This window comes from bacterium (genome assembly GCA_014360495.1).
Classification (GTDB): domain Bacteria; phylum Armatimonadota; class JACIXR01; order JACIXR01; family JACIXR01; genus JACIXR01.
Map to the genome: position 1 here is coordinate 20,267 of JACIXR010000001.1, position 14,407 is coordinate 34,673.

The window sequence follows — 14,407 nt, forward strand, 5'->3', positions numbered from 1 at the left end:
TCATCCCTCCTTAATTTTCAATCTTTACTATGCAGTTATGTCAAGCTTTTCCAGTTTTATCTCGTTTACCAGTTCCTGACCATTAAGAAATCTCTCTATTTCCTCAAGACAGAACCTTCCCATATCTTTTAAACCGCTCCTCACACAGCCTGCTATATGAGGGGATATAACGACATTCCTCAATTTCCTCAATTTACTATTGGGAGGAAGCGGCTCATTGGGGTCGGTTACATCAAGAATGGCGAAAATTCTCTCCTTCTCCAATTCTTCGGTTAAAGCTTCCCATTGGATTATTCCTCCCCTCGCCGTATTGATGAAGACGCTCCCATCCCTCATTGCCTTGAAGAAATCCTTTCCTATCATCCCTTTTGTCTCCTCCGTTAAGGGGGCGCAGAGGCAGATAATATCGCATTTTCGGGCAAGTGCGAGCAATTCGTCAACCTTCTTCCCTCCGAGTTTCTCTATTTCCTCTGCTTTCCAATAGGGGTCATAGACGAAGATATTTTTCGTAAACTCCTTGAGAAAAGATAATGTGTACCTTCCCACCCACGACATAGAGATTATGCCTATATTCAAATGGCGAACCTCATCGGTGTAATTCCAAAGAAACTCATTATCCCTCCAACCTCCGCTGTTTTTAATGTGTTCATCCCACCAGAAGATTTTCTTGGCTGAGAGGAGGATGTAGGCTAAATTTGTCGTCGCCACACATCTCGCTTGAACATTTGACGCGGAGCTCACCCTTATCCCTTTTCCCATCAGATTTCTATCCACATAAGGTTTTATCGTTCCCGCAGCATGAAAAACGAACTTCAGATTCGGAGCGATTTGGAGAATTTCCTCCTTAAGCATGGGGGAGCCCCAGCTCGTTATGACGATTGTGGCTCCCTCAAGGAATTCTCTTATATCTTCACCCTCCCATCTCTCTAATTTCCCGAATTCCCCCAATTTCTTTAAGACTTCATCCTCAAAGATTTGGTGAGCCAATTCTTTTTTAACCAAGAGTTTTATTCTCTCCATTGCAATATCTCCTCCATTCTAAACCCGAAGCCATGACCTCTTATGCTCTCAAGATTCAGAAAGCCGTTTTTCCTTCGGAAGATTCCCGGATGAACCTTTGCCTCAGCGAGGGAAGCGCTGGGGAAATACTGGCAGGAATTGGATTCCAAGCCTTTAAGGGGGTAGCTTCTTCCCGCGAAACCCGCGGAATGAACGAGGGAGATAGCGGGATTCGTCAAATCCGGAATAACATAGGGGATTCCTTCCTTTTTAGCCTTTGATATGAAGATGAGCGCCTTTGAATGGCACTTGCAGGTCTTAACCGCTATTCCGCTCCAGCCGAGTTCTATAGCTAATAGAAAATCCTCCAAGCTTGTCAGGCTTTCATCTATGAAAACCGGCTTAAGGCTTGCCAATTTCCTCATATCATATTTATGCAATCTTAAATCCCGCTCCGTTGGTTGCTCAACGAAGAGTAGCTCATCGTAGGCGAGGGGATTTCTTTCCTTTATTTTCTCCAAGAGCTCTATGATATATTCTGGGGACTCGCATTGTTCGTTCGTATCTATAGAGAAGTAAAATCGCTTTGCCCTTTTATTCGCCTCGTGAGCGATATGGAAGACATCCAAATATCTCCCGAGGTCCCAAGCCAGGTCATTTCCCTTTAGTTTCACTTTCAAGCAGAATAAACCATCCCTCTTTACCCATCCCTCAAGGGAATTGGGAAGCCCATCTTGAGGGTCTGTTTCATCCACTTCTTTCTCCCTCAATTTATCCAATCCTCCAACGAGGTGGAAAACGGGTACTTTTTTCAAATATCTCTTCCTGATGAACATAGAGGGATATTTCCCTTTGAAATCCTTCCCCAGCCATTGTGAAAGGTCTCTATTCATAAAGTTCTCATCGTAGCCGTCGTAGGAGGAAATCTCGTTCACATTGCCGAAGGCATCGTGGATAGCACAGTCAACTGGTGAGGCGCTGACGAGGACAGCGAGATAGGGAAATTCTTTAGGGAAAGAGTATTTTTCATCTATTTCTTTGCTGATTTTTCCCAGTTCGGGCTCCAAATCCATAAAAATCTCAATCGGATGGGCGTATTCTTGATACTCGGTGACGAGCTTGCAAAATCGTTCCACCACTTCTCTCATTGCTTTATCCTTGAGCTCTAAATCTACCTCTGGGTCGGGGAAAGCCCAAACTGTGCTGAGAAACATTCCCCCATCGCCCCACGCAACCTTCCCCTTTCTGTTCTCCACTTTAACCCTGATATGGCAGTAGGTCGTCTCCCGCATAACAACTGCCCCGAATTTCAAAGGATATCTTGGTTTTTCCACACGGAAAATCGGAATTGCCTCCAGAACTTTTATATCGCTATCCTTCAATTACCTTCCTCCCTTTGAATTTTTTCCTTTAATATATGGGGTCTATTCGTTGTTAGGAACTGAACGCCGAAGGTGAGGCATCTTTTCAGGTCCTCCTCTGAATCAGGAGTCCAGGCATTTACCACAAAGCCACGGCTGACCAATTCCTTAACGATTCTCTTATCTAGTTGATGGAATTCTATGGAAAGTTGGCGGATGCCGAATTTTATGAGCGAATCTAAATCCTTCGGCATGCGGGAACTTATTAATGCAGTGCTGATTTCCCCGCATAGGTTCCGCACTTGCTTTATATATTCAAGGTTGAAGGAACCAACAACGATTCGCTTTTCCATTTTGAAATCCTTTATCAGGGAGACGAGGTCAGGGACATTGCACTCTTTTATTTCAATAAAGATTCCAATCCTATTTCCTACTCTTTGGAAGACATCGCTCAAAAGGGGGATTTTCTCCCCTGGGTAGCCCTTCCAGCTTCCCGCATCCCATTTGAGCAACTCGCTATAATCCATCTCTTTTATGTATCCGCATCCAGTGGTTGTCCTATCAATCGTGGCGTCGTGGCAGACGACTATATTGCCATCTTTTGCTTGATGGATATCCAGCTCAAGGAAATCTGCCCCGATTTCAATCGCTTTTTCAAAGGCAAGCAATGTGTTTTCCGGATATATACCTGAAAAACCGCGGTGGGCGACGATTATAACATTCATAAGGGAAATTACCTTTTTATCCTACTAAATACCTCTTTGACAGCGTAATAAGCTTTTTTGGGTTTCAAAGGGTAGGCAATTATGGCGTCGGAGATTTGAGGCCAGCAGTCGCAGACATTCCAGAGGAGGATTCCTCCACAATGGGGAAGGCTGGCGTAATGCTCAACCCAGGTAACATAGGCTTTAGCCTGCAACTCCTGAGTTACCTCAATGAATTCATCTAAGCTCTTTGGCTCTGGGAGATTGTTTTCCTTTATGGAGTTGAAGAGGCTCTGGATGCGGAATTTCCATCCAACCCTTACGGTGTCGGAAGCGTGATAGAACCAGTATTCGTTGAAGGGGGGCCACAACTTTTCCTCTGGAATGAAAGACAGGAGGACCTCCTTATCGGGGACGGAAATGTGTCCTATCTCGCTGACGAACCTGCTCTCGTCTTTCATATAGAAATCTGATAGGTAGCTTGTGCCGTGGGCCCAGCGATGGCTATCTCCCTCTGTGGAGTTATTCGGGTCATCACCAGAGGGGGAAAATGGGCTATCCGGGATGAAGGGCGTTTCTGGGTTAAGTTTTTTACAAACTTTTTGAAGGACTTCCCTACTCAGTCTGTGTTTTACATAGTCTTTTCCTACCTGCCAATAGCGGAAGGCGTCGTTCTCGTTGCCTCCGCTCCAAAGGGCAAGACAGGGATGACGACGCAATCTTTTCACTATATATTCAGCCTCTTTTTCCACTTCCCTCAAGAATTCGTTGTTTTGGGGATAGTTGCCGCAGGCGAACATAAAGTCCTGCCAGACGAGGATGCCGAACCTATCGCAAATGTCATAGAAAATCTCCGGCTCATAGATTCCACCTCCCCATACCCTCAGCATATTCGCATTTGCTTCCTTTACCAGCCTTAAAACCTCCTTGTATCGCTCGTTCGTTATTCTCGCGGGAAATGCATCAAGGGGAGTCCAATTGAAGCCTTTAGCGAAGAATTCTTTGCCATTCAATTTGAAGTAGAAGGAAGAACCGCCCTGAGGAAGAGGTTCCTGAATCAATTCCACCTTTCGTATTCCAAAGTTTCCCCTCCATTCGTCCAATATTTCTGCGTCCTTGCCGAGGCGAAGGCGATAGGAATATAGGTGAGGTTCGCCCAAGCCGTTAGCCCACCATAGCTTGGGATTCCTTATGGGAAATTCAAAAGTAACTGAGTGGTCGTAATCCGAAGGAAAGATTTTTTGCGATATCTCCAAAATCCTCCCACCTTGCCCATCAATTGGTCCCTCAAATATCTCAAGAGAGACATCGGCTCCCGAGGGTATCCCTCTCAACCACTCTATCTGTAGCTCGCCTTTGAGGAAGGCTTCCTTCTCTTCTATATTAAGGCTTGTTAGCCAGAAATCCGCTATCCTTCCCATACGATAAATCTCTAATCTAACGGGTCGCCAGATTCCCAAGCTTATCAGGCGGGGAGCGATATCCCATCCATAATTGAACTGCGCCTTCCGGGTGAAGAGACGGGGGAGGTTCCAGTCGCTAACTGATGAGTTATCGCTGTTAATATCAACAGAGAAAATTGGGGAAGCTATTTTCACCGCCAATTTCACAGGCTCTCCGTTTTCGGCTTGGGAGGTTATGTCCACCTCCACCGGGGTGAACATATTCTTATTGGATTGGACTTTTTTACCATTTATATAAATTGTCGCAAATGTATCTATGCCCTCAAAGACGATATGGGCTACCTGGTCGGCGGTGATTTTTGGGGGTGTGAAATCTAGCCGATACCACCAATCTTTTTCCTCTACCCATCGCCAGAGGTCGGCGTTGAGACCGTAAAAGGGCTCAGGACCTTCTCCTGCTTTTAAAAGGTCCAAATGGACATCGCCGGGCACGGAAGCCGGCAGCCACCCATCAGTTCCACCCAGTAGCAAGCTATTTAAGTTTTGCTCGTCTCTAAAGGAGCGCCAAGTTAGGCGCCACCCTTCATCTAAAACGATAACTTGTTTCATAAACTAGAACCTCCCTCATCAAGCAAAATTCACCATTATTTTACGGGAAACACTTGATTAATTGCAAGGAATTTTTATACAATATTAAAAATGAGATATACTTTCCTGATAGGTCTCTGCGTCCTATGTCTTTACGTGTTGCCTGCCAGTTTACTGAGTGGTAGCAAGATAGGTATTCATCTAATAGGGAGATACACACAAGGGGCAAAGGAAATAATTCACGCTGGACCCAGGGTAATAAAAGTATTAGACCCCCAGGCAAATAGCGAGATGAGAGAAGCCGTGAAAAACTACAAATCCCGCTATCCAAAGGGAATAGTTGTTATGCGAGTTTGGGAAAGGACGCCGGAGGTGCATTATTCTCTTCAGGATGACCCGGTTGCGAGCGCTGAGGATTTCTGGCAGAGGGTCTTGGAGCCCGCAATTGAAAAGTTGAGCGTAGAGGAGAGAAAAATGATAGATTATCTTGAGGGTCCAAATGAGGGTGAGAATACGCCGACCTGGGAGAGCGTTGAAAGCGCTCGTTGGTTTGGAAGGTTTTGGGAAAGGCTGGCTGAGAGGATTGGGAAGGCGGGATTTCGTCCCTGTGTGGGAAGCATTGCAGTTGGGAACCCTTCCGGAACTCTTGAGGAGATATGTGCTAAATTGGAGGCTTTCCTTCCCGCTTTGCGCGCCGCCAAACGCTACAAGGGTGCTTGGAGCTATCATGCTTACTCCCTTGAATATTCAACTGATATAAATGTTGAGAAGTGGTATTCTTTGAGATATCGGATTTTTTACGAATTTTTGCGTAAAAAACACCCAGATTTGGCTGACCTCCCTATAATACTCACAGAGGGAGGGATAGATAAAGCGGGGAACCCTCAGACCGATGGTTGGCAAGCGAGGGGAAGCAGGGAGAGATATCAAGCATGGTTGAAGTGGTTTGATAGGGAGCTGAGGAAAGATAAACAGGTTTTAGGTGTAACGCTTTTCCAAATCGGCAATCCCGAGGGGTGGAGTTCCTTTGACTTGGAGCCCATAGCTTTCTGGTTAGCGGATTATCTGAAAACCGTGAGGGCAAGGTGGTAAGGTAATGAGGACGAGGGTGAAAGGATTAACGCTTATTGAAGTGATGGTTGTTATTTTAATAATTAGCGTCTTATTAGTGATTGCTTTCCCCAATTGGATGACGGTGAGGGAAAACGCTCGCTTGAGAGCTTGTGCCGCAAATATGAAGAAGATAGAGACCGCTTTGGAGCAGTATGCTATTGACCATAGACTCTCGGGATATGACCCTCTACCGAATGTTGACCAACTTTTCTTGGATGGTTATTTCAAAACACTCCCTATTTGCCCATCGGGTGGCAATTATACAATTGAGGGGAATATAACGAGCTACGAGATAAAATGCGATGAGCACGGGAAGCTAACCGATTTGGCAGGGAATCTCTGATTCACCCTGGCTTTATGCGTGGGAAACAACTTGGTATAATCATTAATGATATAAATTTGTAGAAACGGAGGATGGTTATGAGCTACAAAGGCGAAAGAGTAAAAGTTGCTAAAGGCTCCACCGCGTTAGTTGCTGGAGGGGCTTTTATGATAACTTTGACGGGAATTGCGATAAACTCAGCGAAAATAACGATTGGCGCCGTAGGGCGTCCAAATCAATATGCGGAAATAAACCTCGGGGAATTTATCCACTATGATGCTGGAGAGGCGGGAGAATATGAGATAAGGTTGCTCTCCGTTAACCTCGCTTATGAAGAAGCAGCTGAATTCTTAATCAGCAAGATAAAATGAAATCAGAAGGAAGGTGATATGCCATGGGGAGGAATTTATCAATCCCTCTTATTGTTCTTCTTTCTTGTTTCATAGGCTTCTCCTTTACCTATAAAGAGGATTTCTCCCGCTATAAGGAGGGAAGCGACGGCTCTCCAGAATGGTATAGCTCCTCCATAAATTGGCGTATAGAGAAAGGTGTAATGTTAAATGATAGCTCGGGAAGGCTAATACTTGAGAAATCTCCATATGGGAGGGTTTTAACGCTCTCAGCGACAGTGATGGTTAAGGAGAAGAAGGTGGCTGGCTGGAAGGTAGCGGGAATAACCATCTACTTAGATGCGGAGCACTTTTGGCATCTTGCCTTAGTTGAGGCACCCGAGGATATGGGGAGCAGGCATTTTGCCGAGCTCGGGCAAATGCTTGATGGCGAATGGCCTACTCAGGGGAGATTGAAGATGATTGAAAACATAAACTTTGAGAACTTTCCATGGGAATACAATAAGCCCTATCGTTTGGAGATAAGGTTAATGGAAGACAGAATTGAAGGTTCAATATACGATATGAAGGGAAATCTGCTCGCAAGGCAGGTTTTTTCCCTTGAAAATCAAAAGGCGGTTAAGTTTGGTAAAGTCGGGCTGACAAACAGCGGATTTCTCACCGCCTTTGATGATGTGGAGGTGAATATTATGAAAGAGGAAAGCTATATTCCTCCCAAGCCAGTTTATCCTCCCTACAAAGGGAAAGGATGGAAAGAGATAAGGGCTGAAGCAAAGGGATTTTTCTACACTAAAGAGATAAATGGTATCTGGTGGTTGATTGACCCCGAAGGTAATGCTTTCTATTCTGTGGGAACCGACCATTGCAACTACAATGTTCACTGGGCGGAAAAGCTTGGCTATGCCCCGTATCATAAGTCAGTTGAGGAGAAATACGGAAGCGAAGAGAAGTGGGGGGATTCCGCGGTTCAAAGATTGCTCTCTTGGGGTTTTACATCCTTAGGGGCAAATTCCTCCCGTGGGGTGAGATATAAGGGTCTCGCCCACACAGAGTTCGCAGCTTTGGGTTCAAGCTTTGCCCAAATTGATTATATCACGAAACCGATTAACTGGACGGGTTTCCCCAATGTCTTCAGCCCCAAATTTGAGGAATATTGTATTAAGCAGGCAAAGGAGAGATGCGGTCCCCATAAAGATGACCCTTGGCTGATTGGCTATTTCATAGATAATGAGCTTGAATGGTTCGGCAAATCCGGCAGGGAATGGGGGCTTGTTGACGACATATTCAGACTGCCTCAGGGCCATAGCGCTAAATTAGCTTTGGTGAAGTTTCTCCAAAATAAATATAAGAACAAAATAGAAGCTTTCAATAAGGCTTGGGGGTTAAAGCTCTCTAAATTCAGCGATATAGATGCGATGAATGAACCTCCTCAAACGACGAGCGAGCAGGCGATAAAGGACAAGATGGAATTCGTCGGTATAATCGCGGATAGATATTTTGAGATAACCACCAAAGCCATCAAGTCCGCCGACCCCAATCACCTCGTTCTTGGCTGTAGATTCGCTTGGACAGCTCCTGACCCCGCATGGATTTCCGCAGGGAAATACTGCGATGTGATATCGGTGAATATGTATCCCTGGGTGGATTTAAAGAAAGAGGAAGTGAGGGATGTTGAGGAAATTCTTCGGAAGAGATATCAGCAGACTCATAAGCCCTTTATGCTCACGGAGTGGTCGTTCCCTGCCCTTGATAGCGGTCTGCCCTGCACCCACGGAGCTGGAGAGCGCTTCGCCACCCAACAGGAAAGAGCTAAAGCCTTTTCAATTTTCCAAAAACTGCTCTTTCAGCTTCCCTTTATGGTCGGCTCTCACTACTTTATGTGGGCGGATGAGCCGAAGGAAGGGATTTCCACAGGTTTCCCAGAAAACACGAACTACGGTTTAGTAAATGTTAACGACGAACCCTATCCCCTGCTCGTGGCAGAAGCAAGCAAGTTGAATCCCCTAGTTTATCATATCCATTCAGGTAGAGTGCCAAACCCGAAAATTGAGATAGGGGAGGGGAAGATAAAGCTGACTAACAAGGGAGAGGTTGATGAGGTTGAATTGAGGATAAGCGTTAATGGGAAGGAGACGGAGAAGAGGATTTCATTGCCTCGCCAGCTTGTAATTGATTACGAGTTGCCTTCTGCTCCTGGAGCTTATCTCGTGGATGTGAAAGTTAAATGGAGGGATTGGAAGGTTGCAGAGGCGAGGAAGGTTATCTATCGCAAGGGAGCGGAATGGTTTGGCGAAAAGGAGAGGGTTCCTTTGATTATAGTTAACGAAGGGGAGGAAGTGGGGAGGAACATATTTATAAGCATTCCAATAGAGAAGTTGCCATTCAAGATAGGGAAAAATGTAAGCGTTGCTGTAAGGGATATTGAAGGGCACGTTTTGCCAGCGGATTTCTCTCCCGCTGGGATAGACTTCAATGTGAGTGAGATAAAACCGCTTTCAGCTCTCGCTTTATTCCTTTATCCGATTTCCGCTCAATCGGAGGCGAAGGGCGAGGAAATAAGGGTAACTGGCAACGGAAACAAGTTTGAGATAGATAATGGGGAATTGAGATTGGTAAAAGATGAAGAGGATGGTGATTTGATAGATGCCGTCTATTTTAGGGGCGTTAAGTTGGGAAGTTATCAGCCTTTGATAAGGCAGGATTTAGCTCAGCCTCTTTGGGTAGCCACCAACAGGTTGGAGAAGGTGGAGATAAGGAAATCGTCCTCAAAGGTTATCGTTGATATAATCGCTAGATTCGATGGGGAGAGGGCGCTGACGGAGGTTGGTGAGGGAGGGGAGCTTGCTCCGCAAAGGGTTATTCCTTTAAGCTATAGAGTTGCCTATCGTCTGATTATTTATCCTAGGGTTCAATGGTTCATTGGGAAGTTCCTTTGGATAGAGAATACATCCCAGAAACCCCTTCCATTGGGTGCCTATTATCACTATCTGCCTTCCGAGATAGGAGGGGATGCAAGCGACGACGAACCAGATTCAACGCCAAGGCGATATTGCTATATTCACGAAAAGGAGGAGATTGTTCCCGCTTATTATGATGCGCTTCCCGGGGCAAGCTGGTGGGATAAAGGCTTATCAGCTTGGTATGGAGCGATGCCGATTTGGGAGAGCGATTTCAAATTCACATTTTGGAAGGACGAGGGAGGAAGGGAACATCCCGATATCTGGAGGGAAGTGGGCAAAGTTCTTAACCCTAGGGAGGTTTATAAAGATGATAAGGGAGTATTGTTGATATACGGTGCGTTAGGAAGGGAGAATTTAGAGCGGTTGGCAAGCGAGGTAAAGGGTTGGCAGGATATCAAATGGGAGTTTAAGGGAAAGGAGAAGAAATGAGAGTTTTGATTACCGGCGGAGCTGGCAATCTCGGTAGATATGTTATTGAGGAGATGAGGGGCTATTATGAACTCGTGATTTTTGATATAAAGGAGCCAGAGAATAAAGATTTCAAGTTTATAAGAGGAGACATCCTTGATATACATTCCCTTGAAAGAGCTTTGAAGGGCATTGATGTTGTTGTTCATCTCGCTGCTATTCCCCATCCCTTGTCCGAGCCTGCTGAGAGAGTTTTTAATGTGAATGCTATGGGCACTTTCAATGTATTGGAGGCAGCATCCAAATGCAAGGTTAAAAGGGTCGTTATGGCGAGCTCTGATTCCACATTGGGTTTCGTCTTCCGGGTGAACGATTCGTTAGCTCCTGAATACTTTCCAATAGATGAAGCCCATCCCTGTAAACCTGAGGACCCTTATGGGTTGAGCAAACTCGTAGGGGAAGAGATTTGCGAGGCTTATACTCGCAGGACTGGTATTGAGACTGTTTGCCTTCGGATTTGTTTCGTTTGGTTTCCACATTTGAAGGAAAATTATCGTCCCCTTTTTGAGGAGCCTGATACATGGTGGAAAACCCTTTGGGTCTATGAGGATGCCAGGGATGCAGCCCTGGCGTTCAGGTTGGCTGTGGAGAAGGAAGAGCTTAGGCACGAGAGAATGTTCATCTGTGCAGACGATAACGGAACGAAAGAGCAATCTCTTGAACTTATCAGGAAATACTATCCGAAGGTGAAAAGAGTAGACGAGGAAAGATTGAAAGGGAGAGCCTCCTTGGTCTCAAATGAAAAGGCGAAACGAGTTTTGGGATTTTATCCCAAGTATTCATGGAAGGATTTATTTGAGGAGGGTTCAAACATTGAACAAAGCACTGGATAGGAAAAAGCTTGCGGATTTTTTCTCGCTTTTATTTCATCCCTCTGCTGTTGCCATTTATTTGTTCGGTTCCGCCACTTTTTTCACCCAAGGAGAAATTTATGTGAGAATTGCCTGGGCTTTGCTCGCCATTTTCTTTTCCGCTTTAATGCCTGCACTTGTCGTTTTGGGATTGCTGAAGATGGGTTTGCTTTCCGATGCCGATATCAGCAATAGGGCTGAACGAGTGAGACCCTATATCCTAATAACCTTTTTCTACTTTCTCGGCTCTTTCTTGCTTCTTCACTTTCCCCCTCACCCGATAAACAAAGTCTACGGCACCCTGATGTCCTGCTATGCTACCGTGACCCTCGTTGGAACAATAATAACCTATTTTTGGAAGATAAGTATGCACCTCGCGGGCTTGGCGGGACCTCTAACAGCTGCGATATTCTTCTGGAAACTTCCCGCCGTTCCTTTTCTTATCTCCTTGCTCCCCCTTTCCTGGGCACGCCTTTACCTGCGCAAACACAACATCTGGCAGGTTCTGGCTGGTATAATGATGTCCTCTCTTGTAACCTATCTGACTTGTTATTTCCTCACTTAAAGTCATAAAATCCCACTTTCCATTAATATATCCTCTCTTTCAAACAAGTCTTCCATATCACCATCAAATACAATCTGACCCTCAAAAAGCACAATTGCTCTCTCGCATAACTCTTTCACAAAACCCAAATCATGAGAGGCAATGATTAGAGTCCCCTCAAAATCTTTGAGGATTTTTAGCAATTCCCTCTTCCCCTTACCATCCAAATTGGCACTGGGCTCATCCAAAAGGAGCACATCCGGTCTCATAGATAAAACCCCTACCAAGGAGGCTTTCCTCTTCTCCCCTTGCGATAAATTATGTGGATGGATTTCTTCATATCTTTCCAAACCGAATTTCTTCAAATTCTCTCTCGCTATTTTCTCAGCTTCCCCTCTATTGTAACCGATGTTCAACAGCCCGAACATAACATCTTCCAAAATCGTCGGCATCAATAGCTGGTCGTCGGGGTCTTCAAAGAGTATCCCCACCATTTTCCTCAACTTCGCGAGATTCTCCTTCTTCACTTCAACCCCGAATACCTTTACCTTCCCCTCTGGCTTCAAGAATCCACTGATAACCCAAAGAAGGGAGGATTTCCCCGCTCCATTCGCTCCCAAAAGAGCGACCTTCTCCCCTTTCTTGATTTTAAGATTAATGTTCTTCAACGCCATTTTCCCCGTTGGATAAGAGAAAGAGACACCTTCAATCAATATATAGTCCTCATCGGGAACTGCTCTCTCTATTCCTTCCCATCCCCTTGCCTCAATAGCCATAGCAATCACCTCGCTTCTTCTGAGAACTCTCAAAATATAGTTAATGAAAAGTTTAAAGGATTTAAGAAACAATCGCTTGATATTTCCACTTCTTGCTTTCGCAGCCCGAATCATCTTTTCCCCTTCTTCTGTAACAAGTGAGATATAGCGGTATAGTAGATAGAAGAAAAGGGAAAGGGAGGAATGTTTTCCCTTTGGAGAGAAAATAGAGATGATTTGGTTTGGAGGGATTTTTAGCAGGAGGGCAGAGGATAAGAGGAAGATTCCCGCACAGCGAATTCCTATATCAATTACCTTCTCCAAGTTAGCGCCGAGGAGAAGGGAGAAGGCGGAGAGAGAGCCAAGGGAAAGAAGAAAGGGCGAGAACCGCTTTTTAAACCAAGCCCAATCGGGATTGGAAAAAAGAAGGAGGCTAAGGGATATTATAAGGAAGAAAAAAAGGGGCATTCCCCTCGCTTGGGGAATCAAAAAGGGGATGGCGAAAAGGATAACTAAGGGGATAAAAGACCGATTGATTGTTTTTCGCCTCCCAAACTCTTATTTAGAAGGAGCTTTTCTTCTCAATCAGATAAATTATGGGAGGGATTAAGACAATTTGCAATATTATCCCGGGCAATCCCGTTATCACAGCGACGCTTACATAGGCAATAGCTGATTTTATCTCAAGGTATCTTCCCAGAAGAAAAGCGATGATGCCAAGAACGATTCTATCGCCAACGATTCCGCCTATAAGACTTGCCCAAATCCCCACTTTAGCCCTTTGATACAAAATCGCCGTTATTCCGCCTAAGGCGGAGAGCTCAAAGACCATAAGGGGCATAGTGGGAACGATGGGAGGCATACCTGTGAGGACGGAGGAAAGGAAGGGGACAACTGCGCCAAGGAAAGCGGCGAGGGTAGGGGGGAGGAGGAATCCGCCAACTAAGATGGGCAAATGCATAGGAAGGAAAACCTTGCCTGCCCCAAATAGATGGAAGAGGAAGGGAAGGGCAAGCCCAAGAGCTCCTAAAAGGCTTGCCCTCGCGATATCCTTAACAGACCATTGAAAAGCTTTCATCTTCAATAATTCGTATCCCAATAAGTCCGCCAGACTTGCTCTGAGACAACAGCGGTGGTTGGGTCTATTGGGTTGCCGTTCTCGTCTACAGGGATGCCATTGGCATCTATATGGTCGGTTGTGCTGTGATATTGTTCCGGTCTCATCCATCTCACATGTCCATCGGCAAAGAGAACATTTGAGCCACCATTGTGAACTCTACAAACCGCCCAGTAGGAGGTTGCCCCTCCGTGGAAGAGTCCTACCGGACCAACAGGCGGTCCAGAATTGCATCTATCCCACTCGGGGGCGAATATCTTCGTTGAGGGATTGGTGATTGAGGAATCACTTCTTCCCGGTGCATTTGGATTGGGGATTCCTCCGGGGAGGAGGGAAACCAACTCAACGAAGCCGTAGACCGGAGGGTAAATGCCCCCATAGCCAATGTTGTAGCCATGTCCGTAATACCAGGGGAGATGGGTTCTGCTTGGGCATTTGAATAGTTCCGTGCTCTTCATGTAGGGTTGAAGACGAGTTTTCCATAGTGCGGCGGGTGGATAGCGTTCATCCCAATCCTGAAGGTACATACGAAGAGCTAATCCAACCTGACGCATATTGCTGACGCATTGGATTGCCCTTGCCTTTTCCCTTGCTTTGGCGAAGACGGGAAAGAGGATGGCAGCGAGGATAGCGATTATCGCTATGACAACTAAGAGCTCAATCAAAGTGAAGCCTTTCCTTCTCAATGTTCTTCCTCCCTTCGTGTTATTTTTTAGAAAATAGTAGCATAAATTTCGGGAAAGTCAAATGATAAATTTTAAAAATTTCTCCTGAAGATATCAGATTTGCTACGAAATCAGGATTTTATTTTATTGTCAGCCCGTGTTTGCCTTAGGCGGGCTCGCAGCAACAAAGACACTGCCTTCTTATTA

At 45.5% G+C, this 14,407-nt stretch carries 13 protein-coding genes; 6 read left to right on the forward strand and 7 right to left on the reverse strand.

The features are described from left to right. Window positions 1-27: 27 nt before the first annotated feature. The 4 genes from H5T88_00060 to H5T88_00075 are packed head-to-tail and all read right to left on the reverse strand — an operon-like array spanning window position 28 to window position 5,076. Window positions 28-1,020 carry a hydroxyacid dehydrogenase gene (locus H5T88_00060; protein MBC7328733.1) on the reverse strand — a complete coding sequence of 331 codons (993 nt, stop codon included), beginning with the start codon at window positions 1,018-1,020 and terminating at the stop codon, window positions 28-30. Continuing rightward, window positions 1,008-2,381 (reverse strand): mandelate racemase/muconate lactonizing enzyme family protein, encoded by a 1,374-nt coding sequence (locus H5T88_00065; GenBank protein MBC7328734.1) that lies wholly within the window; start codon window positions 2,379-2,381, stop codon window positions 1,008-1,010. Before H5T88_00065 ends, H5T88_00060 begins: the two co-directional genes overlap by 13 nt. After that, on the reverse strand, window positions 2,378-3,085 hold the full coding sequence (locus H5T88_00070; GenBank protein MBC7328735.1) for a glycerophosphodiester phosphodiesterase: 708 nt from the start codon (window positions 3,083-3,085) through the stop codon (window positions 2,378-2,380). Before H5T88_00070 ends, H5T88_00065 begins: the two co-directional genes overlap by 4 nt. Window positions 3,086-3,093: 8 nt before the next feature. Beyond that, window positions 3,094-5,076 carry a hypothetical protein gene (locus H5T88_00075; GenBank protein ID MBC7328736.1) on the reverse strand — a complete coding sequence of 661 codons (1,983 nt, stop codon included), beginning with the start codon at window positions 5,074-5,076 and terminating at the stop codon, window positions 3,094-3,096. Window positions 5,077-5,166: 90 nt separating this feature from the next. Between H5T88_00075 and H5T88_00080 the strand changes: the two genes are divergently transcribed. The 6 genes from H5T88_00080 to H5T88_00105 all read left to right on the forward strand — a co-directional run bounded on the left by H5T88_00080 (window position 5,167) and on the right by H5T88_00105 (window position 11,684). Next, entirely contained in the window at window positions 5,167-6,147 is a 981-nt protein-coding gene (locus H5T88_00080) for a hypothetical protein (protein MBC7328737.1), read from the forward strand. Between the two features lie 4 nt (window positions 6,148-6,151). Further along, a complete protein-coding gene (locus tag H5T88_00085) occupies window positions 6,152-6,511 on the forward strand; it encodes a prepilin-type N-terminal cleavage/methylation domain-containing protein (protein MBC7328738.1) in 360 nt (119 codons plus the stop codon). A gap of 77 nt (window positions 6,512-6,588) precedes the next feature. After that, window positions 6,589-6,861 carry a hypothetical protein gene (locus H5T88_00090; GenBank protein MBC7328739.1) on the forward strand — a complete coding sequence of 91 codons (273 nt, stop codon included), beginning with the start codon at window positions 6,589-6,591 and terminating at the stop codon, window positions 6,859-6,861. Between the two features lie 23 nt (window positions 6,862-6,884). Beyond that, window positions 6,885-10,229 carry a beta-galactosidase gene (locus tag H5T88_00095; GenBank protein ID MBC7328740.1) on the forward strand — a complete coding sequence of 1,115 codons (3,345 nt, stop codon included), beginning with the start codon at window positions 6,885-6,887 and terminating at the stop codon, window positions 10,227-10,229. Further along, window positions 10,226-11,101 (forward strand): NAD(P)-dependent oxidoreductase, encoded by an 876-nt coding sequence (locus H5T88_00100; GenBank protein ID MBC7328741.1) that lies wholly within the window; start codon window positions 10,226-10,228, stop codon window positions 11,099-11,101. Before H5T88_00095 ends, H5T88_00100 begins: the two co-directional genes overlap by 4 nt. After that, complete coding sequence (locus tag H5T88_00105; GenBank protein MBC7328742.1) at window positions 11,082-11,684, forward strand: hypothetical protein; 603 nt, start codon at window positions 11,082-11,084, stop codon at window positions 11,682-11,684. The genes H5T88_00100 and H5T88_00105 overlap by 20 nt, the downstream gene beginning before the upstream one ends. A gap of 2 nt (window positions 11,685-11,686) precedes the next feature. On the opposite strand, the gene H5T88_00110 is transcribed toward H5T88_00105, so the two are convergent. The 3 genes from H5T88_00110 to H5T88_00120 form a co-directional block, all read right to left on the reverse strand. Beyond that, complete coding sequence (locus H5T88_00110; protein MBC7328743.1) at window positions 11,687-12,907, reverse strand: ATP-binding cassette domain-containing protein; 1,221 nt, start codon at window positions 12,905-12,907, stop codon at window positions 11,687-11,689. Between the two features lie 73 nt (window positions 12,908-12,980). Continuing rightward, window positions 12,981-13,502, reverse strand: a complete 522-nt coding sequence (locus tag H5T88_00115; GenBank protein ID MBC7328744.1) for an ECF transporter S component — start codon at window positions 13,500-13,502, stop codon at window positions 12,981-12,983. Then, the gene (locus H5T88_00120) at window positions 13,499-14,221 is read right to left on the reverse strand and encodes a DUF1559 domain-containing protein (GenBank protein ID MBC7328745.1); all 723 of its coding nucleotides are present in this window, start codon (window positions 14,219-14,221) and stop codon (window positions 13,499-13,501) included. Before H5T88_00120 ends, H5T88_00115 begins: the two co-directional genes overlap by 4 nt. Window positions 14,222-14,407: the final 186 nt, after the last annotated feature.